At 38.2% G+C, this 26,400-nt stretch carries 22 protein-coding genes; 21 read left to right on the forward strand and 1 reads right to left on the reverse strand.

What is annotated here, in order from left to right; all coding sequences use genetic code 11:
* The first annotated feature begins 170 nt into the window (after positions 1-170).
* Positions 171-1,697 carry a bifunctional phosphoribosylaminoimidazolecarboxamide formyltransferase/IMP cyclohydrolase gene (purH, locus tag C9J36_RS14730; RefSeq protein WP_107943588.1) on the forward strand — a complete coding sequence of 509 codons (1,527 nt, stop codon included), beginning with the start codon at positions 171-173 and terminating at the stop codon, positions 1,695-1,697.
* A gap of 374 nt (positions 1,698-2,071) precedes the next feature.
* Complete coding sequence (purD, locus tag C9J36_RS14735; RefSeq protein ID WP_107943589.1) at positions 2,072-3,328, forward strand: phosphoribosylamine--glycine ligase; 1,257 nt, start codon at positions 2,072-2,074, stop codon at positions 3,326-3,328.
* A gap of 175 nt (positions 3,329-3,503) precedes the next feature.
* On the opposite strand, the gene C9J36_RS14740 is transcribed toward purD, so the two are convergent.
* Positions 3,504-3,719, reverse strand: coding sequence for a YgaP family membrane protein (locus C9J36_RS14740; protein WP_066164566.1), 216 nt, complete (start codon positions 3,717-3,719; stop codon positions 3,504-3,506).
* A 205-nt stretch (positions 3,720-3,924) separates the two neighbouring features.
* Between C9J36_RS14740 and C9J36_RS14745 the strand changes: the two genes are divergently transcribed.
* The 19 genes from C9J36_RS14745 to C9J36_RS14835 all read left to right on the forward strand — a co-directional run bounded on the left by C9J36_RS14745 (position 3,925) and on the right by C9J36_RS14835 (position 26,392).
* Entirely contained in the window at positions 3,925-5,655 is a 1,731-nt protein-coding gene (locus C9J36_RS14745) for an adenine deaminase C-terminal domain-containing protein (RefSeq protein ID WP_107943590.1), read from the forward strand.
* 14 nt (positions 5,656-5,669) lie between these two features.
* Positions 5,670-6,740 (forward strand): DUF3048 domain-containing protein, encoded by a 1,071-nt coding sequence (locus C9J36_RS14750; protein WP_066164571.1) that lies wholly within the window; start codon positions 5,670-5,672, stop codon positions 6,738-6,740.
* A gap of 18 nt (positions 6,741-6,758) precedes the next feature.
* A complete protein-coding gene (locus C9J36_RS14755; protein WP_066164574.1) occupies positions 6,759-7,073 on the forward strand; it encodes a YerC/YecD family TrpR-related protein in 315 nt (104 codons plus the stop codon).
* A gap of 661 nt (positions 7,074-7,734) precedes the next feature.
* The gene (gene pcrB, locus C9J36_RS14760; protein ID WP_107943591.1) at positions 7,735-8,427 is read left to right on the forward strand and encodes a heptaprenylglyceryl phosphate synthase; all 693 of its coding nucleotides are present in this window, start codon (positions 7,735-7,737) and stop codon (positions 8,425-8,427) included.
* Between the two features lie 32 nt (positions 8,428-8,459).
* A complete protein-coding gene (pcrA, locus tag C9J36_RS14765) occupies positions 8,460-10,706 on the forward strand; it encodes a DNA helicase PcrA (protein WP_107943592.1) in 2,247 nt (748 codons plus the stop codon).
* An 11-nt stretch (positions 10,707-10,717) separates the two neighbouring features.
* On the forward strand, positions 10,718-12,715 hold the full coding sequence (gene ligA / locus C9J36_RS14770; protein ID WP_107943593.1) for an NAD-dependent DNA ligase LigA: 1,998 nt from the start codon (positions 10,718-10,720) through the stop codon (positions 12,713-12,715).
* A 16-nt stretch (positions 12,716-12,731) separates the two neighbouring features.
* Positions 12,732-13,904 carry a CamS family sex pheromone protein gene (locus C9J36_RS14775; RefSeq protein WP_107943594.1) on the forward strand — a complete coding sequence of 391 codons (1,173 nt, stop codon included), beginning with the start codon at positions 12,732-12,734 and terminating at the stop codon, positions 13,902-13,904.
* 68 nt (positions 13,905-13,972) lie between these two features.
* Positions 13,973-14,263: an Asp-tRNA(Asn)/Glu-tRNA(Gln) amidotransferase subunit GatC gene (gene gatC, locus C9J36_RS14780; protein WP_066164584.1), complete on the forward strand. Its 291-nt coding sequence runs from the start codon at positions 13,973-13,975 to the stop codon at positions 14,261-14,263.
* A 39-nt stretch (positions 14,264-14,302) separates the two neighbouring features.
* A complete protein-coding gene (gene gatA, locus C9J36_RS14785; RefSeq protein WP_066164588.1) occupies positions 14,303-15,766 on the forward strand; it encodes an Asp-tRNA(Asn)/Glu-tRNA(Gln) amidotransferase subunit GatA in 1,464 nt (487 codons plus the stop codon).
* A gap of 1 nt (position 15,767) precedes the next feature.
* Complete coding sequence (gatB, locus tag C9J36_RS14790) at positions 15,768-17,195, forward strand: Asp-tRNA(Asn)/Glu-tRNA(Gln) amidotransferase subunit GatB (protein ID WP_107943595.1); 1,428 nt, start codon at positions 15,768-15,770, stop codon at positions 17,193-17,195.
* 296 nt (positions 17,196-17,491) lie between these two features.
* A complete protein-coding gene (locus C9J36_RS14795) occupies positions 17,492-18,154 on the forward strand; it encodes a sensor histidine kinase (protein ID WP_161956446.1) in 663 nt (220 codons plus the stop codon).
* 12 nt (positions 18,155-18,166) lie between these two features.
* Positions 18,167-18,865, forward strand: coding sequence for a response regulator transcription factor (locus C9J36_RS14800; RefSeq protein ID WP_066164597.1), 699 nt, complete (start codon positions 18,167-18,169; stop codon positions 18,863-18,865).
* Positions 18,866-18,886: 21 nt separating this feature from the next.
* On the forward strand, positions 18,887-19,855 hold the full coding sequence (locus C9J36_RS14805; RefSeq protein ID WP_107943596.1) for a hypothetical protein: 969 nt from the start codon (positions 18,887-18,889) through the stop codon (positions 19,853-19,855).
* An 88-nt stretch (positions 19,856-19,943) separates the two neighbouring features.
* Positions 19,944-21,539: an ABC transporter substrate-binding protein gene (locus tag C9J36_RS14810; protein WP_235616091.1), complete on the forward strand. Its 1,596-nt coding sequence runs from the start codon at positions 19,944-19,946 to the stop codon at positions 21,537-21,539.
* 148 nt (positions 21,540-21,687) lie between these two features.
* Positions 21,688-22,635 carry an ABC transporter permease gene (locus C9J36_RS14815; RefSeq protein WP_066164606.1) on the forward strand — a complete coding sequence of 316 codons (948 nt, stop codon included), beginning with the start codon at positions 21,688-21,690 and terminating at the stop codon, positions 22,633-22,635.
* 11 nt (positions 22,636-22,646) lie between these two features.
* Positions 22,647-23,537: an ABC transporter permease gene (locus tag C9J36_RS14820; protein ID WP_066164608.1), complete on the forward strand. Its 891-nt coding sequence runs from the start codon at positions 22,647-22,649 to the stop codon at positions 23,535-23,537.
* Between the two features lie 12 nt (positions 23,538-23,549).
* On the forward strand, positions 23,550-24,422 hold the full coding sequence (locus tag C9J36_RS14825; protein ID WP_201261964.1) for a DUF1028 domain-containing protein: 873 nt from the start codon (positions 23,550-23,552) through the stop codon (positions 24,420-24,422).
* Positions 24,423-24,438: 16 nt separating this feature from the next.
* Positions 24,439-25,437 (forward strand): ABC transporter ATP-binding protein, encoded by a 999-nt coding sequence (locus tag C9J36_RS14830; protein ID WP_066164612.1) that lies wholly within the window; start codon positions 24,439-24,441, stop codon positions 25,435-25,437.
* Positions 25,430-26,392 carry an ABC transporter ATP-binding protein gene (locus C9J36_RS14835; protein WP_066164615.1) on the forward strand — a complete coding sequence of 321 codons (963 nt, stop codon included), beginning with the start codon at positions 25,430-25,432 and terminating at the stop codon, positions 26,390-26,392. Before C9J36_RS14830 ends, C9J36_RS14835 begins: the two co-directional genes overlap by 8 nt.
* Positions 26,393-26,400 lie beyond the last annotated feature (8 nt).

The raw sequence follows: 26,400 nt of genomic DNA on the forward strand, positions 1-26,400 counted from the left end.
AGGATACTTGCCACTAGAAAGGAACTCAGTCTAAAAGCATCACTCGTGCATAATGACTGGGTGGCCGACATCTTGTTGGCTAAACTTGCACGGATGTCGCAGGTCGGCTCGGGGAAATTTGGACGAGAGTTAGCCGAGGTATAATTGATTATAAATTGGAGGATTTTATCGTGGGTAAACGTGCACTTATTAGTGTTTCGAATAAAGAAGGTATTTTAGAATTTGCAAAAGAATTAGTTGCATTAGGTTATGAAATTTTATCAACTGGTGGTACAAAAAGCATGTTACAGGACAATCATGTACCTGTAACAGCAGTCGATGAAGTAACAAAGTTTCCAGAAATTTTGGATGGACGTGTAAAGACATTGAATCCGTTAATTCACGGAGGCCTTTTAGGAAAATTTGATGATGCTTCACACCAAGCGCAAATGAATGAGCATGGAATCGAGCCAATTGAGATTGTTTGTGTAAACTTATATCCTTTTGTTGAAACAATTTCAAAGCCTAATGTATCATTGGATGATGCGATTGAAAATATCGATATTGGTGGACCTACAATGTTACGTTCTGCTGCGAAAAATCATCAATATGTAACGGTAATTGTAGATGCAGCAGATTATGCGCAAGTATTGGAAGAACTTAAGGCAAATGGGGCAACGACGCATGAAACACGCCGCAAGCTTGCAGCAAAAGTATTCCGCCATACAGCAGCATACGACTCATACATTTCAAATTATTTAACAGAGGAAGATTTCCCAGAAAGCCTAACTTTAACTTATGAATTGAAGCAAAATTTACGCTATGGTGAAAACCCACATCAAAAGGCGGCGTTCTATCAAAAGCGTCTAGGCTCTGACTTTTCAATTGCATTTGCAGAACAATTGCACGGTAAAGAGCTTTCTTACAATAATATTCAAGATGCAAATGCGGCATTGCAAATTGTGAAGGAATTCGAGATGCCTGCTGCTGTCGCAGTTAAACATATGAACCCATGCGGTGTCGGCACTGGCGCAACGATTGAAGAAGCATTCAATAAAGCATATGAAGCAGACCCAACGTCTATTTTCGGTGGCATTATTGCATTAAACAAGGAAGTGGACGTAGCAACGGCTGAAAAGCTTGGCGGCATCTTCTTAGAAATTATTATTGCACCTTCATTTACAGAACAAGCATTGAACATTTTGACAGCGAAGAAAAATATCCGTCTAATGACAATTGATTTCTCACAAGCGAAGCAAGACCAATTCAATGTCGTATCCGTAGAGGGCGGCTTGCTTGTCCAAGAGCCAGACCGTTTCGGCTTTAATGATGCAACAATCGATGTAGTAACGGACCGTAAACCAACTGAGGAAGAATGGAATGCCTTAAAATTAGGCTGGGCTGTAGTGAAGCATGTGAAATCAAATGCAATTGTCGTTGCAGACAGCCAAATGACATTAGGTGTGGGTGCTGGTCAAATGAATCGTGTAGGCGCGGCGAAGATTGCTTTTGAGCAAGCAGGTGTGAAGGCACGAGGTGCAGCTTTAGCATCGGATGCCTTCTTCCCTATGGGCGACACAGTGGAGGCGGCACATGCAGCAGGTATTACTGCAATTATTCAACCAGGCGGCTCAATCAAGGACCAAGAATCAATTGACAAGGCAAATGAATATGGCATCACAATGGTATTCACAGGCGTACGCCACTTCAAGCACTAAAAAACAATAGCATAAGTAAAATAGAGCGGTTATAATAGAATAATGTTTCGTTGCTACTTTTGGTCGGAGAAGCAACAGAAGCGTTATGAAAAATGCCTTAGCTTAGGCGGGCATAAAAACAGCATGCCTTTGGCCGGACATGCTGTAAAAAAAGCTGCGATTAAATTATCCACTTTGGCCGGGGGAAATTAATCGCAAATTATCATATTTAAGCAACAGCACTATTTTGGTCGGGTACGTTTGTTGTGTAAATAATGATAAAAACGCTCGCTGCAATAGCGGGCGTTTTTTTGTAGGAAAAGAGAATTCACAGATAAGTCATAAAAACGAAAAATAAGTAAAGGCTATGATGATAAACGGGAGGTTAGAGAAAAATGAAAGTTCTTGTAATTGGCAGTGGGGGGCGTGAGCATGCAATTGCTAAGCAGTTTAGTGTTGCGCCATCAGTGGAGAAAGTATTTGTTGCACCTGGTAATGATGGGATGCGAGCGGATGCTGAAGTAGTAGCAATTGATGCAATGGATTTTGCTGCATTAGTAGCGTTTGCAAAGGAGCAAAGCATTGATTTAACATTTGTTGGACCTGAACAGCCATTGGCAGCAGGTATTGTAGATTATTTTCAGCAGGAGGGCTTGACGATTTTTGGTCCGACAAAGGCCGCAGCTCAAATTGAGGGCTCTAAATCCTACGCCAAGGAAATTATGCAAAAATACAATATTCCTACGGCTGCATATGCAACATTTACAGAAGCAGCGCCTGCTATTGCTTATATTAAGGAGCAGGGTGCACCAATCGTTGTAAAGGCGGACGGGCTAGCAGCAGGTAAAGGTGTAATTGTTGCGCTAACGGAGCAAGAGGCAATTGATGCGGTCAATGATATGATTGGCAATCAGCTTTTTGGTGACTCCTCTTCACGTGTTGTAATTGAAGAGTTTTTAGATGGTGAAGAATTTTCATTTATGTCTTTCGTACATAAAGGGCAAATTTATCCGATGGTTATCGCGCAAGACCATAAGCGCGCTTACGATGGGGATAAGGGACCGAACACAGGTGGTATGGGTGCTTATTCGCCAGTACCTCAAATTCCACAAGAAGTTGTTTCAAAAGCTTATATTGAGATTGTAGAGCCAACTGTAAAAGCAATGGAGGAAGAAGGCGTATCTTTTACAGGTATTCTTTATGCAGGGCTTATTTTAACGGCAAAAGGTCCAAAAGTAATTGAATTCAACGCACGTTTTGGAGACCCAGAAACACAGGTGGTACTGCCGCGCATGGCATCTGACTTTGGCTTGTTTATGCAAGCTTTAATGTCTGAAAAATATTTTGATTTACAATGGTCAAATGAAGCAATGTTAGGTGTAGTTATCGCAGCAGAAGGCTACCCTGGTGATGTAGAAAAAGGCAATGCAATACCGAATTTACAAACGATAAGTGAAAAATATGCCGTGTACCATGCTGGTACAAAGCTAGTAAATGGCACATATGTAGGAAATGGTGGTCGTGTCTTACTTGTAGCGGCAAAAGCCGATACATTGCTAGAGGCACAACAAAAAGTATATGCAGCAATTGAAACGGAAAGCTGGGATAAATTCTTCTTCCGCAAAGATATCGGCTGGCGTACATTGCAATAAAAAGAAAAGATGGGAAGTCGCTTTAAAGTTAGTGTTTTATGAATCGCTAAATGATTCATATTAAAGAATAGTGGCTGTCTAGAAAGTGGCGTGTTAGCCATGTTTTCTGCAACGAGTGATGGCAGAAGCATTTTTTCTAGACAGCCCTATCCGTTTAATCCCCTATTACCGACTGTTAGTGCATATGCTCTTGTTTGCCTCCAAACATTGCTTTCATCGGGCAGTAATGGAAAATTCCTTCAGCAATTTTCATAGCACCTGCTGCAATTACAAGATGACCTGTCCAGCAATTAGGGCGATGAGCAATACGACCAACACCACAGGCTGTCATTGTGACACCACAAATTAGGCGCATAAAAGCGTTACGTTCTGAAATGTTTTCTTCTAACAAAAATAGTCAACTCCTTTTAATTTCTTTCAGCGGATGTCCAAACACCCGCTGAAAGAAATTAAAGTCTCCGGCGGATGTCACAGATTTTAACTTGTTCGCGCTTTGCTTTATGAAAGCGCTGTGATACGATAAAGACGATGCGTTACGTAAATAGTATGCTTCGTTTTCTATAGAAAATGTATCAGAAAAAAGGGGGCGTTTTGCCATGCCGGAAATTAATTGGAAAATTAAAAATATTCGAGAGCAAGTTGCTGTTATTGATGGCAAGGTTGCACCGACGATAGTATTAAAAAATGCGCGCTATTTGCATAGTATATTTAAAAAATGGATGGAAGGTAATATTTGGATTTTAAATGACCGTATTGTCTATGTGGGAGAACGCATGCCAGTACTTGTAGAAGGAACAGAGATTATCGATGTAGCAGGAAAAACAATTGTACCCGGTTATATTGAGCCACATGTACATCCATTTCAACTATATAATCCACAATCTTTTGCTGATTTTGCCGCACAAACAGGCACGACGGCATTTATCTCGGATAATATGACGTTCGCCGCTTTAATGGACAACAAGAAAGCGTTTTCATTATTGGATCAATTGCGACAATTGCCGTTTTCATTTTATTGGTGGGCACGTTTTGATTCACAAACTGAAACAGAGCTTGAGGGGGAAATGTATTCGACAGCCTCTGTCTTGGAATGGCTAGACCAAGATTCTGTCTTACTTGGTGGGGAATTAACTGCTTGGCCAAAGTTACTGCGTGGTGATGACCAAATGCTACATTGGATTCAAGTGGCAAAGTTAAAAGGAAAGAAAATTGAGGGTCATTTTCCTGGAGCATCTGAAAGAACATTGGTACGTATGAAGCTGTTAGGAGCAGATGGTGACCATGAGGCAATGACGATTGAGGAAGTAGAAAGTCGTCTATTACATGGCTATGCTGTGACACTTCGCCATTCTTCAATTCGACCTGATTTACCGCAATTACTGAAGGATGCTGTTGCTAAGCAATTAAATGTATTTGATCATCTAATGATGACGACAGACGGTTCAACGCCAAGCTTTTATCAGGACGGAATTATGGATAAATGTATTCGAGAGGCACTGGAGGCAGGTGTAGCACCAATTGATGCATATAATATGGCAACATATAATATCGCACGCTATTATAATATGTCAGGGTTACATGGCTTAGTTGCTACAGGTCGCTATGCATCACTTAATATTTTACAAGACGAATTTTCACCTACACCAGAGGCGGTGCTTTCAAAAGGAGTGTGGCTGAAGCGTGACAACCGTAAAGTATTGTCATTGCCAACGATTGATTGGTCTGCATTTGGTGAATTAAATATGGATTTTGACTTATGTGATGAAGATTTTCAGTTTTCGATGCCAGTCGGAATTGAAATGGTTAACGATGTTATCACAAAGCCATATAGCATTCCGCACCTCAATCACAATGCGGTGTTAGATTCGGCAAATGATGAAAGTTATTTAATGCTTATAGACCGCCAAGGAAAATGGCGCATTAACACAATGATTAAAGGTTTTGCATCAAGTGTACAAGGCTTTGCATCATCGTATTCTACGACAGGTGATATTATTTTAATAGGAAAGAGCATTGAAGAAATGAAGTTTGCCTTTAAGAAATTAAAGGAGCAAAATGGTGGAATTTTATTAACAGAGAATAAAAATATTATTGCATCAATTGACTTAGCGATTTCTGGCAGTCTATATGATGGGGATGTTGAAACGTTAATTGCTAAAGAAGTAGCGTTAAAGGAAGCGCTTAGTGAACGTGGCTATCATCATACGGATGCAATTTATACTTTGCTATTTTTACAGTCAACACATTTACCATATATTCGTATTACACGTAAAGGGCTGTTTGATGTGTTAAAAAATCGAGTGCTACTTTCAGCAGTTATGCGTTAATAAGGAGAAAAATAATGGATATAAAATTAAAGCTACTTGCAAGCTTATGTGCAGTTTTCTTAATAGCAGGCTGCGGTAATAAAGCGGAAGAAAAAGAGCCAGAAGAAGTTATTGGTGAGGTAGAGGCTGAAGAAACAGATACGGAAGAGGAATCAACAGAGGAAGTTGCTGAGCTTCCTTTCAAAACGCCATTTACGGGTGAGGGTGTTGCGGAGGAGATAGAGCAACGCCCGATTTTAGCAACAATTAATAATCATCCTGCCGCTAGACCACAATCGGGCTTAGCGTCGGCCGATGTTGTTTACGAGATGTTGGCTGAGGGAGATGTTACTCGCTTTTTAGCACTTTACCAATCGACAATACCAGAGCAAATCGGACCTATTCGAAGCGCCCGCTCTTATTTTATTGATATTGCAAAAGGTTTAGACGCATTTTATATAGCGCATGGTTATAGCCCTGAGGCTAAATCAATGCTAGCAAATGGTGTTGTTTCAAATATTAATGGAATGCATTATGATGGTACATATTTCAAGCGTTCATCTAATCGTCAAGCACCCCATAATTCCTATATTTCTGGTGAAAATGTATTAGCAGGAGCAGAAAAGGTTGGCGCTTCAATGATTTACAGTAAAAAAGTGTTTTATCCTTTTTATCGTGATGAAGATAATGTTAAAATAGGTGTTAGAGCAAATGAAGCGATGGTTCGTTATAGCCAAAATAGCTCTTTCAATAGCACATATGTGTATGATCAGGAAACGGGGCAGTATAAAAGATTTTCCGCTAATACTGTTACGACAGATTATTTAACAGGTGAAGAGATTCAGCTATCAAATATACTATTTTTTGAAATGCCGCATCGCGTAATTGACAGTGTTGGTCGTCGTGATATTGATATATCGGCAGGAGGAAATGCGTATATTTTCCAAAATGGTATGATGCGAGAAATCAAGTGGAAAAATAGTGACGGATTTTTAGTGCCACTAGAGGAAGATGGTAGTGAAGTTAAATTAGTGCAAGGGAAATCCTGGATTCACTTTGTTCCAACAACGCCGGGACTAGCATCTGCTGTAACGTATTCGGAATAAAGAGAGGGGGATAAATAGATGCAAATCGAAAAAATTCGTGGACATCAAACAGATCAGTTGTTTAAAGCTGTATTAGAGCTAAAAGATATTGAGGAATGTTATAAATTTTTCGATGACTTATGCACAATTAGTGAAATTCAATCTTTAGCGCAACGCTTTGAGGTAGCGCATTTACTAAGATTGAAAAAGACATATGAAACAATCAAGAAAGAAACGGGTGCTTCTACCGCTACAATTTCACGTGTGCGCCGATGTTTTGATTATGGTAACGATATGTATGATGAAATGTTAGGTCGTCTTTACCCTGATGAAAAACCATTTACACATAAATAAAATGCCATTTGCATACTAAATTGGTGTGCTATTTAAAGTTGAAGAGGCCTTTCAAGGTAAATCGCCTCTTTTTTATTATTAACATCTTTCTGCAACGTTTACTACGACGAATAACCGCAGGAGCACATGTTTTTTGTACCGAAAGCAAGGCGACAGGTATAGGTACAAAAGCCTCTCGTCTCTATAGGTGGCGAGATAGGATTGATTTCAGTAGGTGTCACAGATTTTTAAGGGCGAGGTCTGCATGACGCAGGTCGATTAACCGTTGTCACAGGACGTGACGGTTTTAGGTTAACTTCCACCCAACAACTTGAAAAAATCTGGTCACAATTACGCCGAGGCGTAATTGATTAAAAGAGGTGTTGAAAAAGCAGGTAGGCGATTGCTTTTTCAAAACACCTTTTTTGTTATTTATCCCGTATTAACGGGCAGTAAGCCTCACGCTCCAAGACTTAAGTAAAATCTGGCAAGAGGATAAACGGGAGACCAACTGCCCGTAAAAGCCCGAATGGTTCAGCTAACAATCAGTGGAGAAAAGAATCCACTGATTGAAGCTTCACTTTATCGAGAGTTAAAAAACAGATTAACGTCAGCCGAGGCGCAATTGACCTAATTGCGTTATACTTGTATCGATGAACTTTTAGAGAAAGGATGACATACTGTGGAACATAAAACATGGAGACATGTGTTTAAATTAGACCCAGCAAAATATATTTCTGATGAAGACTTAGAAAAAATATGTGAATCAGGTACAGATGTAATTTTAGTTGGTGGTACGGACGATGTAACATTAGACAGTGTGCTTGATTTATTAGTACGTGTACGTAGGTTTACTGTACCAATCGCACTTGAAATTTCGAATATTGAATCAGTTACACCAGGCTACGATTATTATTTTATTCCATCTGTTTTAAATAGTACAAATACTAAATGGGTAAAGGACTTACACCATGCTGCAATAAAGGAATATGGCGATATTATGGTTTGGGAAGAGCTTGTTGCTGAAGGGTACTGCGTGCTTAACCCAGATTGTAAAGTAGCATATGCAACAGAGGCGCAAACAGATTTGTCAATAGAGGATGTAGTTGCTTATGCACGTATGGCAGAAAATTATTTTAAGCTGCCAATTTTTTATTTAGAGTATAGCGGCATATATGGCGATGTAGAATTTGTGAAGGCAGCTAAAAATGTATTGACAAATACATCTTTATTTTATGGTGGCGGTATTACAACGGCAGAGCAAGCTGCTGAAATGGCTGCGATTGCGAATACGGTCGTTGTAGGCAATATAATTTATGATGATTTACAGGCAGCATTGAAAACGGTTGATGCTGTAAAAAGTGTTATGATATAATAGGAACAAACGTTCTGTAAGGTGGTGCAATAATGGAGCAAATTACAAAGAATTTGCTTGCTGGTATGAATCCGCAGCAGCAAGAGGCGGTAAAAAATACAGAGGGACCTCTGCTTATTATGGCAGGGGCAGGTTCAGGGAAAACACGTGTGTTAACGCATCGAATTGCCTATTTAGTAGTAGAGAAGGAAGTATATCCCTCAAAGATTTTAGCAATCACGTTCACAAATAAGGCTGCGCGCGAGATGCGCGAACGTATTGATAATCTACTTGGAAACGGTACTGGAGAGCGCATGTGGGTATCTACCTTTCACTCGATGTGTGTAAGAATATTGCGTCGTAATATAGATAAACTAGGCTATTCAAAAAGCTTTTCAATTTTAGATAGTGCAGACCAGTTAACAGTTGTAAAAAATGTTCTTAAAGAGCTTAATATAGACCCTAAGCAATACGATCCGCGCGCGGTATTGAATGCCATTAGCTCAGCGAAAAATGCTTGTATTACAGCAAGCGAATTTCAGGCAAATATGAATCCTCATAATCCTTTTGAAAAGGTCGCTGCGAAAGTATATGAAGGCTATGAAAAAAAATTGCGCATTAATCAATCACTTGACTTTGACGATTTGATTATGACGACAATTAAGCTCTTTGAAAGCGTACCAGAAGTATTAGAGTTTTATCAAAATAAATTTCAATATATACATGTGGATGAATATCAAGATACCAATAATTCCCAATACACGTTAGTTCAACTGTTAGCAAAAAAATTCCGCAATATTTGTGTTGTTGGTGATTCAGACCAATCTATTTATCGTTGGCGCGGTGCGGATATTACAAATATTTTGTCGTTCGAGAAGGATTATCCTGATGCAAAGGTTATCATGCTTGAGCAAAATTACCGTTCAACGAAGCGCATTTTACAGGCGGCGAATGAAGTAATTGAAAACAATGAAAGCCGCTATAAAAAAACGTTGCGTACAGACAATGATGAGGGCGATAAAATTGTCGTGTACAAGGCATATAATGAAACGGATGAAGCACAATATGTTGTACAAACAATTCAGCAGCTTATTCGGAAGGAAAATCGCAGGCTAGATGATTTTGCTGTCTTATATCGAACGAATGCACAATCGCGTGCAATGGAAGATGTGCTGAAAAAATCGAGCATGAACTATCAAATTGTTGGCGGTACAAAATATTATGATCGTAAGGAAATTAAAGATTTGCTTGCCTATTTAAGATTAATTGCCAATAACGATGATGATATTTCACTTGCACGTATAATTAATGAGCCGAAACGGAATATAGGAGCTACCTCATTTGAAAAAATGGCATTTTATGCATTGGAGCAGGAGCGCTCTATTTTTAATGCAATGCAGGAGCTTGTATTTATGGGCTTAACAGGGCGAGCAGCAGCATCAGCCGAAAAATTTTATGAGATGATTCGAGATTTAACGAATAAGCAAGAAACACTTACAGTAACAGAGCTTGTGGAGGAAGTAATTGAACGCTCTGGCTATCGACAAATGTTACAAGGTGAAAAAACGATTGAAGCGCAAAGTCGTTTGGAAAATATAGAGGAGTTTTTAACTGTGACAAAGGCATTTGAGGAGCGTAGTGAGGATAAATCGCTCATTGCTTTTTTAACGGATTTAGCGCTTATTGCAGATATTGATTCATTAGATGAAGAAGAAAAGGCAAAAGGCACGATTATTTTAATGACGATGCATGCAGCGAAAGGATTGGAATTCCCTGTTGTCTTCATTATCGGGATGGAGGAAAATATTTTCCCTCATTCTCGAGCATTAGAAAATGCAGAAGAGATGGAGGAAGAGCGTCGCCTCGCTTATGTCGGCATTACAAGAGCGGAAGAAAAGCTGTACCTAACAAGCGCTAGCTCACGTACAATTTTCGGACGCTCTAGCTATAACCCTTCCTCTCGCTTTATCAATGAAATTTCAGAGGGGATATTAGAGCATACTAGTAAATCGGGAGGCTATACACAGACAGATGATTTGCCATTCCGCGCAAATCGTTATGACCGAGCACCGCAATACTCGGCTGCTCAAAAAAGGACCTCACGTATTACTCATCAGCAGGCAACTGGTGGTGACCAGCATGGCTGGAAGGCTGGAGATAAGGCGGTTCACGGTAAATGGGGGACAGGAACAGTAGTGAGTGTAAAAGGGACAGGAGAAAATACCGAGCTCGATATTGCCTTCCCACAAATAGGGATTAAACGATTGCTCGCCAAATTTGCCCCTATTACGAAAGCGTAGGAGGAAACAAGATGATGGATATTGAAAAACGAATTGCTGAGTTAAATACATTATTACATGATTATAATTATGCTTATCATGTGTTAGATAAGCCGGCTGTACCTGATGCTGTCTATGACCAGCTTTTACATGAGCTGATTGCATTAGAGGAAGCAAACCCTTCTCTTATATATCCTGATTCTCCTACACAACGAGTTGGGGGAACTGTGCTTGAGGGCTTTAAAAAAGTGACGCATAATTACCCGATGCTTAGTCTTTCAAATGCTTTTAATGAAGACGGGTTACGCGATTTTGACCGCAAAGTAAGACAAGCGATTGGAGAGCATTTTTCTTATATTTGTGAATTAAAAATAGATGGCTTAGCGATTGCTCTACGCTACGAAAATGGTGTTTTTGTGCAAGGAGCGACACGCGGAGACGGCACAGTTGGTGAAGATATTACAGCAAATTTAAAAACAATTCGTGCCATTCCACTTCGTTTAAAGGAGCCTGTAACAATTGAAGTGCGTGGAGAGGCATATATGCCGAAAAAATCCTTTGACGCTTTAAATAGGGCACGGGCAGAGAGAGGCGAGGAGCTATTTGCTAATCCAAGAAACGCAGCAGCAGGCTCTTTACGTCAGCTCGACCCCAAAATTGCAGCGAGTCGTCAATTGTCTACGTTTATTTATTCAGTTGGTGGTGACGGTGAAGTATACGGCTTAGATAGCCATGGTGAAATGCTTGATTATTTACAGCAATTAGGTTTTCCATCGAACCGAGAGCGTCAAGCGTGTGCAACAATAGAGGAAGTTTTATCGTTTATACAATTATGGACAGAAAAGCGCACTGAACTACCCTATGAAATAGACGGTATAGTTATAAAAGTAAATCGTTTTGCGCAGCAGGATGAGCTAGGCTTTACAGCAAAAAGTCCCCGCTGGGCAATTGCTTATAAATTCCCTGCCGAAGAAGTGGTGACGACACTGCTTGATATTGATTTAACAGTAGGACGTACAGGGGTTATTACGCCTACAGCAATTTTAGAGCCAGTACAAGTGGCTGGCACTACTGTAGGAAGAGCATCGTTGCACAATGAGGATTTAATTCGCGAAAAAGATATACGAATTGGCGATACAGTTATTATTCGGAAGGCAGGCGACATTATACCAGAAGTAGTAGGAGTAATATTAGAGCAACGCCCAGAGCATGCTGTACCTTATGTAATGCCAACAAATTGTATTGCTTGTGATAGTGAGCTTATCCGCATTGAGGGGGAGGTTGCCCTGCGCTGTGTGAATCCAACATGTCCAGCACAAATTGCAGAAGGAATTAAACATTTCGTTTCTCGTAATGCCATGAATGTAGATGGCTTAGGGGAAAAGGTTGTTGAGCAGTTGCTAAGGGAAGGCTATATTCAAAATGTAGCTGACTTATATTTATTACAAATTGATCAGTTAATTGAATTAGAGCGTATGGGGCAAAAATCAGCGAGCAATTTAGTAGAGGCGCTAGAGCGTTCAAAGGAAAATTCTTTAGAGCGTCTACTATTTGGATTAGGAATTCGTCATGTCGGTGAAAAGGCAGCTAAAATTTTAGCTGAGCAATATGAAACAATGGAAGCGCTGGTGGCTGCAACGTCAGAAGAGTTAATGGCGATTCATGAAATTGGTGACAAAATGGCGGATTCTGTTGTAAATTATTTTTCAAATGAGGATGTCCAGCTTCTTATTGCACGCCTAAAAGATGTAGGCGTAAATATGAGCTATAAAGGAAAAAAAGTGCAAATTGAAGCGGGAGCAAACCCATTTGCCGGAAAAACGATTGTTTTAACAGGGAAATTATCGCAATTGACACGAAACGAAGCAAAGGCGAAAATAGAAGAGTTAGGTGGCATTGTCTCAGGAAGTGTAAGTAAAAAAACAGATCTTGTAATCGTAGGGGAAGACGCAGGTTCAAAGCTTGAAAAAGCAGAAAGCCTAGGGATTGAGATTTGGGATGAGCAGCGCCTAATCGAACAATTTCAATAGTAAAGGAGCTTGACTGATGACTCGACTTCGCTGGGTATCGGCGCTCGTAGTAGCAATTATATTAGCTGGCTGTACACCTTCCTTCAAGCAGAATACGGAAGTTTTACAGCAAACAGAGGATGCAGAAGAAGTAGAAACAGCACATATTACAAGTAGACAATTAAGTGAAAACTATTATAGAACGCTTACACCTTATAAGGAAAGTGCGAGCCGTGGCTTAATTGTTTCAAATGTTTACACAAAGTATGATATTAAGGAAGTTGAAAATGGCTTAATGCGTATTTCACAAAATGTTTTTGATACGGAAAAGTACTTTTTTCAAGAAGGGCAAAACTTATCTGCAAATACAGTAAGCTATTGGCTGGCACGCGAAAATCAAACGACGAATCAGCGTGAGGACTTGCAGGGGTTGAATCCTTCTAGCTTAGATGCGAATGGAAAGGAGCTTGAACCAACTATTAAAGCGGTGGAAGCACCTGTATATTTATCGCATATTGTAGAGCAAAACTACTTAACAATGACAGATGATAATAAAGTAGGACTTGGCGGTATATCAATTGGACTTGCACTTAATTCGATTTACTACTACCAAAAAGAGCAGTACGGAGAATATTATGAGGAGCCAATTCCTAATGAAAAACTGGAAAAAGCTGCAATAGAAATTGCGGAAAAGGTCGTATCTCGATTAAGAGCACGCGCAGAGTTGGCAGATGTACCGATTGTCATTGGTTTATTTAAGCAACAGCCACGCAATTCAATTGTACCGGGCACATATTTTGCTTATAGCGTTGTGGATAGCGGAAAAAACGCTTTAGGTGAATGGCAAAAAATTAATGAGGCATATGTTACATTTCCGATGAGTTCACCTCCTGATATTTATCGTGATATGAATACAAGCTTCCAAAAATTTAAGCAGGATATTGATAAATATTTCTCGAACTTTACAAGCGTTATTGGGACAGGCTTTTATCAGAATAATCAGCTTCAAAATTTAGAAGTTGAAATTCCAATACAATTTTATGGAACAACTGAAATTATTGGGTTCACACAATATTTGACAGATGTTATGTTGAAGCAGCTGCCTAAAGATGTGGCAATAACAGTAAGTGTGACATCCGTAAATGGACCGGAAGTATTAATAAAAAAAGAGCGTGACAGCGATACGCCTTTTGTTCATATTTATGAATAAATTGTGATTTTTATAATAAAAAATGTTATGATAACTCGTATGGTTAACTTTATTCGGAGGTGTAAAAAATGGCGAAACTAACAAAAGAGGAAGTAAAGCATGTTGCTCATTTAGCACGACTTGCCATTACAGAAGAAGAAGCGGAAAAGTTTGCTGAGCAATTAGGTAAAATCACTGATTTTGCAGAGCAGCTAAACGAATTAGATACAACAAATGTGGAGCCGACGACACATGTTTTACCACTGGTAAACGTAATGCGTGAAGATGTAGCAGGGCAAGGTTTAGCACAGGAAAAAATGATGCTAAATGTTAAAGAACAAGAGGCGGGACAAGTAAAGGTACCGTCCATTTTAGACTAAAGAAAAGCGTGTAAACTAAAATGTAGGAGGACTATATAGATGACGTTATTTGAGCGATCAGCGGGAGAGCTGCAAGAAAGCTTACATAAAGGCGAAGTAACAATCGCTGACCTAACAAATGAAGCATATGCCCGCATTGAAGCATTAGATGGGGATGTACAATCATTTTTAGCATTAAATAAAGAGCAAGCAACTGCACAAGCGGCGGAGTTAGATAAAGTGCCATTTGAAGCACGAGGTCCATTATTCGGTTTACCTATTGGGGTAAAGGATAATATCATAACAGAAGGCTTAGAAACAACATGTGCCTCTAAAATTTTAGAAGGCTTTATTCCAATTTATGATGCGACAGTTGTGAAAAAGCTACGCGAGGCGGGCATGGTAACAGTCGGGAAGTTAAACATGGACGAGTTTGCAATGGGCTCTTCCACTGAAAACTCTTATTACAAGGCGACAAAGAACCCTTGGAATGTTGAGCATGTGCCAGGAGGTTCATCAGGTGCATCTGCGGCAGCGGTTGCAGCAGGAGAGGTTCCTTTCTCACTGGGCTCTGACACAGGTGGCTCGATTCGTCAGCCGGCAGCTTATTGTGGTGTTGTAGGGATGAAACCAACATATGGTCGTGTGTCGCGCTACGGTTTAGTTGCATTTGCATCTTCGCTTGATCAAATTGGTCCTATTACGCGTAACGTACGTGATAATGCATTATTACTTGAGGCAATTTCTGGTGTAGACGAAAATGATTCGACATCAGCCAATGTCCCTGTACCAAATTATGTGTCTGCTTTAAACGGCGACATTAAAGGTTTACGCATCGCTGTACCAAAGGAGTTTTTGGGTGAAGGTGTGGGCGAAGCAGCGCGTAAATCCGTATTGGATGCATTGGAAGTATTAAAGGGCTTAGGTGCAACAGTGGAAGAAGTATCTTTACCACATTCAAAATACGCATTAGCAGCTTACTATATTTTATCATCATCAGAAGCGTCATCGAATCTTTCCCGCTTCGACGGTATCCGCTATGGCTTCCGTGCTGAAGGTGTAAAGAACTTAATGGAGCTATATAAAGAAACGCGTGCACAAGGTTTCGGTGATGAGGTAAAGCGCCGCATTATGCTTGGCACATACTCATTATCGGCAGGCACATACGATGCTTACTATAAAAAGGCGCAACAAGTGCGTACATTAATTAAAGCAGATTACGACAAAGTGTTCGAGAGCTTTGATGTAATTATTGGACCTACAACGCCTACAGCTGCATTTAAAATTGGTGAAAACGTCAATGACCCATTAACGATGTATGCAAATGATATTTTGACAATTCCAATCAACTTAGCAGGTGTACCAGCAATTTCAATACCATGTGGATTCGATAATGACCTGCCATTAGGCTTACAAATTATCGGTAAGCATTTCGATGAAGAAACAATTTATCGTACAGCTTATGCATATGAGCAAGCGACAAATTTTCATAAGAAAACACCTCAAATTTGGGAGGTAAAATAAAATGAACTTTGAAACAATTATTGGTTTAGAAGTACACGTTGAATTAAAAACAGAATCAAAAATTTTCTCAAGCTCACCAAACCATTTCGGTGCGGAACCCAATGCTAATACGTCAGTAATCGACCTAGGTTATCCGGGTGTATTACCTGTCTTAAATAAAAATGTTGTTGATTTTGCAATGCGTGCAGCACTTGCATTAAATATGGAAATCGAGCAGGAAACAAAGTTTGACCGCAAAAACTATTTCTATCCAGATAACCCGAAAGCGTATCAAATTTCACAATTTGATAAGCCAATTGGTAAAAATGGCTGGATTGAAATTGAAGTTGACGGCTATAAAAAACGCATTGGTATTACACGCCTTCATATGGAGGAGGATGCTGGTAAACTAACGCATGCTGATGGCTACTCTTTAGTAGACTTTAACCGTCAAGGAACGCCATTAGTTGAAATCGTTTCTGAGCCAGATATTCGCACACCGAATGAAGCTTACGCTTACTTAGAAAAGCTAAAATCAATTATTCAATATACAGGCGTATCAGATGTGCGCATGGAGGAAGGCTCACTGCGTTGTGATGCAAATATTTCATTACGTCCATACGGTCAAGAGAAATTTGGTACAAAAGCAGAGCTGAAAAACTTAAACTCATTCAACTTTGTGCGTAAAGGCTTAGAGCATGAGGAAGTACGTCAAGCAGAGGTGCTACGTGCTGGTGGAGAAATCGAGCAAGAAACACGCCGCTTTGACGAGAAGACAGGTAAAACAGTTTTAATGCGCGTAAAAGAAGGTGCAGACGATTACCGCTACTTCCCAGAGCCTGACCTAGTGCGCTTATCAATTGATGACGAATGGTTAGAGCGTGTTAAAGCTTCTATTCCAGAGCTGCCAGATGCACGCAAAGCACGCTATGAGTCAGAGCTAGGCTTAACAGCTTATGATGCGGCAGTGCTTGTAATTAACAAGGATATTTCTGATTTCTTTGATGCAACTGTAACAATTGGCGCGGATGCAAAGCTAGCAGCAAACTGGCTAATGGGCGATGTATCTGCGTACTTAAATGCAGAGCAAAAAGAATTAAAGAATACAGCCTTAACGCCAGAAAACTTAGCAGGCATGATTAAGCTTATTTCGGATGGTACAATTTCCTCAAAAATCGCTAAAAAAGTATTTACAGAGCTTGTAACAAACGGCGGTGATGCTGAGAAAATCGTCAAAGAAAAAGGCTTAGTACAAATTTCTGACCCAGCTGTTATTTTAGGCTTCGTAACAGAGGTTTTAGACAATGACCAAAAATCAGTAGAAGACTATAAAGCAGGTAAAGACCGCGCAATTAAAGCGATGTTAGGTCAAATAATGAAAGCATCAAAAGGCCAAGCAAACCCTCAATTAACAAACCAAATTTTATTAGAGGAGCTTGCAAAGCGTTAATCATGAATAAATTAAAAAAGCTATCTCAAAAGTTATAAAAATGACTTTTCGAGGTAGCTTTTTTATTGGAGGGGAGAAATTCCACTTTTAAAATACGTTAGTACCGATAAGTTACAAAATAACAAAGGGTTTTTTTAGAGCTTAACAATTTGTAGTTAATAGGTTAGAATATTTGAAATGTATTTGCCTAAGGAAAGTGGGGGAGCGTTATCATTTCATATGAGATTTTTTTCATTATTATTATTAGTAGCATACTAACACCTTTTTTATTTTTAGTAGGCTTCATATTATTTTTATTGAAGGAATCAGAAGTTGAAATTTTAGCTGTAGAAAATAGAAAAATTCGATTAGAGAAAGAGTTGGAAGTGAGTAAATACAATCAGCTGAGCCAGCAAATTCAACCCCATTTTCTATTTAATGTTCTTAATACCTTGATGAGCTTGTTGCGCTTAAAAAAATATGATGAATTGATTCAATCGATGGAGCAATTCATTATGTTTTTAAAATATAAGTATGAAATAAAGGACCACACACATTTAATTTATAATGAACTAAAACACACACAAAATTACCTGAATATTCAATCTATGCGTTTTGGAAGCCGCCTTCATACAAACATTGAAGTAGATGAAAAGCTATTAGGGGAAAGTATTATTCCTTACTTAATTCAAACATTAGTTGAAAATACTTTTAAACATGGTTTTGATGCTGAAATGGAAGTTTGCCAAATAAAGATTTCACTTTATAGGGAGACAGATGATATATGTTTAATAGTTGAGGATAATGGTCGAGGTATTGATACTGAAGTTCAGTATAATACGGGGTTATCCAATATTGAGACAAGATTAAATTTACTTTATGGTAAGCATGCAGAGCTGAAAATATTACCAAGAGCTGTAGGAAGTGGTGTAAAAGTTTTTTGTAGATGGAATCCTTCAAATATGCAAGAGTTAAAGTAAGGAGGAGCGAGCATGAATATATTAATTGTAGATGATGAAGTAATATTTACGGAATATCTATCACAAGTAATAGCGAATTATTTCCCTTTTGCACAATTGCATGTTGTTCATAGTGGTACAGCAGCAATGAAATTAATAAATGATTATAAGTTTGATATAGCTTTACTGGATATATTATTAGGGGGCATGACAGGGCTAGAGTTAGCAGAGAAAATTTTAAAGGAAAGTGCCGAAACGGATATTATTATGATTTCTGCCTTTCAGGATTTTGAATATGCAAGGCAATCGATTCAGCTAAAAGTGAAGGATTATTTAGTAAAGCCGATTATCGAATCAGAGTTAATTAATTTATTAAGCCAATACGTTAATGAGGTTATCCCGCATTCTAAAAATTATCATGCAATTGTAAACGAGGTTATATCTTATGTGCGAAATAATTATAAGCAGGAAATTAAATTGAGTGAACTTGCCCAATCATTATTCGTATCCCCACCTTATTTGAGTAATTTATTTAAAGAGCAAACAGGTACAACTTTATCAGAGTATATTATGAAATATAGAATTGAAAAATCTAAAAAACTGCTGTTAGAAGGTGAAAAAAGCATTGGAGCAATTTCAGAAGAGGTAGGCTTTAATAGCCAAAACTATTATAATCGTGTATTTAAAAAATATGAAAAGATGACACCACAAGACTATAGAAGCCAAAATTAATGGGATGAAAGGGGAGTAGACATGCATTTATTTGTTATATTAAGTGGTTTTATATTTCCGTTTCTCTTGTTAATATCAACAGACACTGTGCATCAATTAGGCGTGTTAACGGGACCAATCATAGGAGCCGCCTTTATTATCGGTGTATGTATGGCGTACATAGCATCACGTTATTATGTTGGAAAAAATTTTTCAAACTTTGCTTATCCTATTGTAATTGCCGAGACAACGATTATTACGACCTATTTATTATTGCTGCTATTAAATGTGCTGGAAATTTTACATATTTTATTATTTAGTGCATTGTTAGTTATTTTTTATTTTTTATATAGACGTTTTCAGCATTCTCTCATCAAAAGGAGAAATTTAATAAGCATCATAGGATTCGCAAATATTTTTATTTTTACTGTTGGTATATCGAACTTCATTTATTTACAAAGGGGGCTAGAAACGGTATATCATAATTTACTGCATTATTTTCCAGCAGTTGTTCATTGGGAGCAGCAAGGTGCAATCACTATCTTTTGTATTGTTCTTGTATATGTTTTTCTAAAAACGATTGCGCTAATTTCAATGTTTGAAAGCAAGTTTTCATTTTCTAATCCGATTATTATAGGTCTAATAGGTTTTTCACTCATTTTAACTTCCTCAACTATGACGTTAGTAGCGATTACGGACAGAATACCTTATGAAACATTTCAGTTTTATATTATCCATTTTTTAAGCAATAAAATTCCTAAGTTTTATTTTATTATTTTTTCTGGCATGCTCATTATTAGTATAATTTCTTCTTTTTTATCTAATTTACTATTAGAGCGTCCAACGATAACTTGGCTTGATAAACAAAAAATTTTTTTATTAATAATTGGTGTAGTAGCTGGTAGTGTAATTTATTATTGTCAATTTAATGGAATTACAATTTTAAGTATTTTTATCGCAATGAATGTCATTTATTATCTTATAAATTTCAGAATATTCAAATTAAATTAATAAAGTGCAAAATGAGATTAAAAAAGTTCAACTTTTTAGTCTCATTTTTTTATATGATATGTGCAATAAACTAAAGGGGGAGAAATTTGTGAAATTAAATAAACTCATTTTTTTAATCTTTTTAGCTGTTATTTTCGCGGGATGTTCTAACGATGATAAGCAAAGTAATGATGGAGCGGCAACCAACACAAATAAGGATACACTAGTAATTGGCTTGGAAGCAGAACCTACATCATTTGATGCGCATCAATTATCTGATTATAACTCGTCCAGAGCTGCAATGGAGCTTTATGATCAACTCGTTCGATTTAAAGACGGAAGTACAGAAATAGAGCCGAGTTTGGCTGAAAAATGGAATATTTCTGATGACGGATTAGAGTATGTATTCACATTAAGAAAAGATGTAAAGTTTCATGATGGTACAGACTTTAATGCGGATGCAGTAAAGTTTAGCATTGAACGACAAATAGATGAAAATCATCCGATGCATCATACAGGTCAATATGCATACGCTGATTTTACATTTGGAATGGTAGAAGAAGTTGAAGTGTTAGGAGAATATGAGGTAAAGATTGTTTTAAATGAGCCATTTGCGCCATTTTTAAGTAATCTAGCAATGCATTCTGCAAGTATTGTTAGTCCAGAAGCTGTTGAAAAATATCAAGAGGATTTCACTAAAAATCCTGTAGGTACAGGTCCATATAAATTTGTTAGCTGGAATCCGGGAGTAGAAGTAATTTTAGAAAAAAACGAGGAGCATTTCAGAGATAAGCCGACAATTTCGAAATTAATTTTCAAGCCAATCTCCGAAGCGCAAACAAGACTAGCTGAATTGGAATCGGGCAATATCGATTTAATCGTGAATGTGCCACCTGATGATTTAGTACGCCTAGAAGGCAGCGATAAAGTACAAAAAATTGAGGATGCTGGTATGCATGTGTGGTGGACAGCTTTTAATACACAGAAGGAGCCATTTAATAATGTGAAAGTTCGCCAAGCATTTAATTACGCTGTAAACAAGGAGGCTATCGTTGATAGTTTGCTTCAAGGTACAGGTGAGCTTGCCAATAGCCCGGTTCCACCAAATGTTTGGGGGCATAATCCAAATGTGAAAAACTACCCTTATGACCCAGAGAAAGCGAAAGAGTTATTAGTTGAAGCAGGCTACCCTGATGGTTTTGAAGTAAATTACTGGATTCCAGAATCGGGCTCAGGTATGCAACAGCCACAAGTAATGGCTGCTGCAATCCAAGCTGATTTGGCACAAGTTGGGGTGAAGCTAAACATTCAAACATTTGAGTGGGGCACATATTTAGATAAAGTTTTTGTGCCGATAGAAGAAGCGGAAATGGATTTACATCAAATGTCTTGGATTGGTGATAACGGTGACCCTGATAACTTCCTATATATTTTATTAAGTGGAGAGCAATGGCCACTTAAAGGGTTTAATGATTCCTACTATAACAATGATGAAGTAAATCAATTATTGAAAGAGGCTAGGGTTACTTCAGATAAAGCAGAACGAACAAAAATGTATGAAAAAGTACAAGAAATTGTAATGGAAGAAGCACCGTGGTTAGTTTTAGATTATGAAAAACAAATTGTCTTAGCAAATCCAAATTTAGTTGACTTTAAGCTACATCCGACAGGTGTATTCCGATTTAGTAATGCAAAGATTAAATAAAGTTGAATAGAATATAGCTGTCTGAGAGGGGATGTGTTAGCCTTGTTTTCTGCGACCAGTAAACGTAGAAACAAACCTTTCAGACAGCCTCCTTACTACTAAATTTTTTTCGTATAAGGCTGCTTTATTTTAACAAGGAGGCTCTTTAATGGCGAAATATATTTTAAAAAGGATAGTTGGATTAATTCCTGTACTGCTTGGAGTGTCTTTTCTTGTTTTTGCAATTATGTATTTGGCTCCCGGAGACCCAGCAAAAATTATTTTAGGACCAAAAGCAACTGAAGCATCCATTGAAAAATTGAGAGAAGATTTAGGGTTGAATGAACCTTTTTTAAAACAGTATTTTACGTGGATTGGTAATATCTTTTTAGGCGATTGGGGGAGGTCCATTCAACTTAAAATGGATGTGTTTCCTCTAGTGGTTGAGCGCTTTAAAGCAACATTGCTATTGACATTATCAAGTGCCTTTTTAGCAATTGTATCAGGCGTAGTCATAGGTATCATTTCAGCGTATAAAAAGTATACCTTCATTGATCGAACGTTGATGATTATGATTTTAATCGGCTTTTGTTTACCTGTTTTTTGGCTAGGAATACTACTGCAAATTCTTTTCGGGCTTGAGTTGAATTTATTACCAATCTCAGGTATGAATTCTCCAGGGATAGATTCAACAGCAGATTTAATAAAGCATCTTATCTTACCATCAATTGCCCTGTCAGCTGGAGTAGGGGCTGTCATAGCAAGAATGACACGCTCTAGTATGTTAGAAGTATTTGAAAACGACTACATTCGTACTGCACGTTCGAAAGGAATAAAGGAATATCGCGTAATCTTTATGCATGCATTAAAAAATGCTTTCATCCCTGTTATTACAGTAATTGGGATGCAAATCGGCTTTTTATTAGCTGGAGCTGTACTAATAGAAAAAGTGTTTTCATGGCCGGGAATAGGTACTTTGATGATTGATGGTATTTTAGCAAGAGATTTCCCGCTTGTACAAGGCATTATATTATTTGTAGCGACAACATATGTGATTGTTAATTTAATTGTCGATATTTTATATGCCTTAATTGATCCACGAATTTCGTACAAATAAGGGGGGAGAACATGTCTAATCAACACCATAATGTATATGAACAAGGAGTGCGAGAAAAAGTTGACGGTCCGTGGAAAATTGCTTTTAAAAAGCTAGTAAGGGATAAGACCGCTTTAGTTGGCGGAAGCATCTTAATCATTATTTTATTAACAGTTTATCTATCTCCAATTTTACCCATTCAAGATCCTGATTTAACAAGTGTAGGAAATCGTTTGCAACCTATAGGGGCAGAGAATCATTTGCTAGGTACAGATGAGCTAGGTAGAGATATTTTTAGTAGGGTGTTACATGGAGGAAAAGTATCCATTAGCATGGGGATATTTGCTGTAGCGATTGCTTTGTTTTTCGGCACAATTTTAGGTTTGATTGCAGGTTATTTTGGCAAGTGGCTAGACTCTACTATTATGCGATTTATAGATATATTAATGGCTTTTCCCTATATTTTATTAGCGATTGCGATTATAGCTACACTCGGACCGGGTCTAATGAATACGATGATTGCCATTAGTATAGTAGGTATACCTTACTATGCTCGCATTGTTAGAAGCAGTACATTACAATTTCGCGAAATGGAATTTGTAATGGCTGAAAAGGCTTTAGGTGCGAATCATTTTCATATTATTTTTCATCATATTTTGCCGAATAGTTTACCCCCATTAATTGTTGCCATAAGCTTAGATGTTGGCTGGATGATTTTGGCTGCTTCAGGTATGAGTTTTTTAGGGCTAGGAGCCCAGCCACCCCAAGCAGAGTGGGGAGTAATGCTTAGCGAAGGGCAAAAGTATATTCGAATGGCACCACATGTAAGCTTAATTCCCGGTGTATGTATTTTTATTGTTGTATTATGCTTCAATTTATTAGGAGATGCGTTGAGAGATGCGCTTGACCCTAAAATAAAATAAGAGGTGAAAAAAATGAAAAAAAATATAAAATTAAATACATTTTCGATTGTTGGCTTTGACCCTATGACAGGAGAGCTGGGCATAGCTGTAGCTTCAAAATTTTTAGCTGTTGGTGCAGTTGTTCCCTATGCGAAAGCGGGGGTTGGAGCAATCGCCACTCAATCTTGGGCGAATTTAAGCTATGGACCAGAGGGGCTAGCTTTATTGGAGCAGGGGCTTACACCTGAACAAGCTATAGAGCAGCTTATAAAAGATGATGAACAAAAGGAGTATCGACAAATTGGAATTGTGGATGCGAAAGGTGGTAGTGCATCATTTACAGGAAGACACAGCTATGCATGGGCTGGTGGAAAGCATGGCGTCAATTTTGCGGCTCAAGGCAATATTTTAGCGGGAGAAAATGTTGTTGAAGAGATGGTAGAAGCATTTCAGTCAAATGGTACATTAGCAGAGCGATTGCTCAAGGCATTGCTAGCTGGTGATAAAGCTGGAGGAGACGCTAGAGGGAAACAGTCAGCTAGTTTACTTATTGCTAAGGAGAACGGAAGCTATGGGGGTTACAATGATAAAGCTGTCGATTTAAGGGTAGACGACCATGAGGAGCCGGTAAAAGAGCTTCTTCGTTTATATGATTTGCATTGTCTATATTTTAATCGAACAAAGGAAGAGGATTTATTAACAATTGATAAGCCGTTGCAGGAGGAAATTAATCAGCTATTATACGACTTAAAGTATGTGAATGAAAAAAATTTATCCGACGAGCAATTTTATAGCAAACTGCAAGAATATCAATTAGTTGAAAACTTTGATGAAAGATTTCAAGAGCAGGGCTATATTGACCGCTTAGTTTTGCAATTTATGAGGGACAAAGCAAGTAATAAATGATATGAAGGTGAGCAGTATGGCTAATTTACTAGAAGTAAATAATCTTTCGGTATCCTTTTTGAAAAATCAGCGATATATTCAAACGATTAATCGTATAAGCTTTCAAGTGAAAAAAGGTGAAATGTTAGGCATTGTAGGTGAATCAGGCTGTGGTAAAAGCGTGACTTCGCTAGCTATTACAGGGTTGCTCCCTCAGCAGTTTAGCAAAATAGATAAAGGCAGTGAGATTTTATATAAAGAAAGTAATCTAGTACATTTTTCTGAAGAGAATTACCGAAAAATACGTGGTAAAGAAATAGCAATGATTTTCCAAGACCCTATGACCTCCTTAAATCCGGTATTTACAATAGGCTTTCAACTAATTGAAATGATACGCGCACATGAAGCAGTTAGTAAAAAGGAAGCATTTCAAAAAAGTATAGAAATGCTAAAGAAAGTCGGTATACCTAGAGCAGAGCAAATCATGCGTGACTATCCGCATCAACTATCAGGGGGGATGAGGCAAAGGGTCATGATTGCAATGGCGATGTCTTGTCAACCTGATTTATTAATTGCAGATGAACCAACAACAGCACTTGATGTTACAATCCAACGACAGATTCTACTTTTAATGAAGAAACTACAGCAGGAATATCAAACTTCTATTTTACTTATTACGCATGATTTAGGAGTTGTGTCGGAAGTATGTGATCGAGTAATCGTTATGTATGCTGGGGAAGTAGTTGAGGAGGGGGCTGTTCGGCAAATTTTCTCGAATCCAAAGCATCCTTATACAAAGGGGCTCATTCAATCTATTCCTACTTTAGATAATGAAATTGAGCGATTGGAAACGATAGCTGGGATGGTTCCACAGCCAGGGGAAATTCAGCAAGGATGCCGCTTTGCAAATCGATGCTCCTTTGCAAGTGAGAATTGTTATCTGCATTCCCCAGCAAAATATAAAATAGACAATCAACATTTTGTTAATTGCTGGCTTTTTGATGATGCAATGAAGGAGGGGACAACTAATGGATAAAATTGTAGAAGTAAAAAATATTCAAAAGCATTATCCTGTTACCCGCTCTCTTTTTCGTCGTAGTAAGCAATATGTCAAAGCGGTAGATAATGTATCGTTTAATTTATATCGTGGTGAAACACTTGGAATTGTTGGAGAGTCAGGTTGTGGAAAATCTACTTTAGGTCGAACCATTTTACAGTTGATTGAACCAACAAGCGGTCAAGTTTATTTTAATGGGAAAGATATTACAAAATTAAAATTTCAAGAAATGAAATCCATTCGCAAGCAATTCCAAATGATTTTTCAAGACCCATATGCTTCACTTAATTCACGAAAAACGATTTATCAAATTGTATCGGAACCTTTAAAATTACATGGTCTATACAACACAGAATCAAAGGAACAAGTCTATGAAATGTTAGAAAAGGTTGGCTTGAGTAGAAAGGTAGCACAGCGCTATCCACATGAATTTAGCGGAGGTCAACGCCAAAGAATCGGCATCGCTCGAGCATTAATTTTGAAGCCAGATGTAATTATTGCAGACGAACCAGTTTCGGCATTAGATGTTTCAGTTCAAGCGCAAGTACTGAATTTGCTGCAAGACTTACAGGAGGAGCTAGGACTAACATATATTTTTATATCTCATGATTTGAGTGTTGTAAAACATATTAGCAATCGAGTAGCAGTTATGTATTTAGGGAAAATTGTAGAAATAGCTGATAAGAAGATGTTGTATGCGAATCCCTCCCATCCATATACAAAAGCGTTATTATCTGTTATTCCTTCCATCCATCCAAAAACAGGAGAAGTAGAAGAGTTAAAAGGGGAGCTACCTAACCCAGAGAATCCCCCAATAGGCTGTGCTTTTCATACGCGTTGTCCTTCTTGTATGGAAATATGCAAAGAAAAGCAGCCACAGTTCGTTACCTTGCAGGATGGGCACGAAGTAGCCTGTCATTTGTATAAGATGTAAAACAGTAG

It is taken from the genome of Metasolibacillus fluoroglycofenilyticus (assembly GCF_003049645.1).
GTDB lineage: Bacteria > Bacillota > Bacilli > Bacillales_A > Planococcaceae > Metasolibacillus > Metasolibacillus fluoroglycofenilyticus.

Bases quoted from the DNA above. Each gene is read 5' to 3' on its own strand.
- C9J36_RS14825 (WP_201261964.1), top strand. From the start codon at position 23,550: ATGAAAAAAAATATAAAATTAAATACATTTTCGATTGTTGGCTTTGAC.
- C9J36_RS14815 (WP_066164606.1), top strand. From the start codon at position 21,688: ATGGCGAAATATATTTTAAAAAGGATAGTTGGATTAATTCCTGTACTG.
- C9J36_RS14800 (WP_066164597.1), top strand. From the start codon at position 18,167: ATGAATATATTAATTGTAGATGATGAAGTAATATTTACGGAATATCTA.
- C9J36_RS14835 (WP_066164615.1), top strand. From the start codon at position 25,430: ATGGATAAAATTGTAGAAGTAAAAAATATTCAAAAGCATTATCCTGTT.
- C9J36_RS14750 (WP_066164571.1), top strand. From the start codon at position 5,670: ATGGATATAAAATTAAAGCTACTTGCAAGCTTATGTGCAGTTTTCTTA.
- C9J36_RS14745 (WP_107943590.1), top strand. From the start codon at position 3,925: ATGCCGGAAATTAATTGGAAAATTAAAAATATTCGAGAGCAAGTTGCT.
- C9J36_RS14805 (WP_107943596.1), top strand. From the start codon at position 18,887: ATGCATTTATTTGTTATATTAAGTGGTTTTATATTTCCGTTTCTCTTG.
- gatC (WP_066164584.1), top strand. From the start codon at position 13,973: ATGGCGAAACTAACAAAAGAGGAAGTAAAGCATGTTGCTCATTTAGCA.
- ligA (WP_107943593.1), top strand. From the start codon at position 10,718: ATGATGGATATTGAAAAACGAATTGCTGAGTTAAATACATTATTACAT.
- pcrA (WP_107943592.1), top strand. From the start codon at position 8,460: ATGGAGCAAATTACAAAGAATTTGCTTGCTGGTATGAATCCGCAGCAG.
- purD (WP_107943589.1), top strand. From the start codon at position 2,072: ATGAAAGTTCTTGTAATTGGCAGTGGGGGGCGTGAGCATGCAATTGCT.
- C9J36_RS14775 (WP_107943594.1), top strand. From the start codon at position 12,732: ATGACTCGACTTCGCTGGGTATCGGCGCTCGTAGTAGCAATTATATTA.
- gatA (WP_066164588.1), top strand. From the start codon at position 14,303: ATGACGTTATTTGAGCGATCAGCGGGAGAGCTGCAAGAAAGCTTACAT.
- C9J36_RS14755 (WP_066164574.1), top strand. From the start codon at position 6,759: ATGCAAATCGAAAAAATTCGTGGACATCAAACAGATCAGTTGTTTAAA.
- C9J36_RS14830 (WP_066164612.1), top strand. From the start codon at position 24,439: ATGGCTAATTTACTAGAAGTAAATAATCTTTCGGTATCCTTTTTGAAA.
- gatB (WP_107943595.1), top strand. From the start codon at position 15,768: ATGAACTTTGAAACAATTATTGGTTTAGAAGTACACGTTGAATTAAAA.
- C9J36_RS14820 (WP_066164608.1), top strand. From the start codon at position 22,647: ATGTCTAATCAACACCATAATGTATATGAACAAGGAGTGCGAGAAAAA.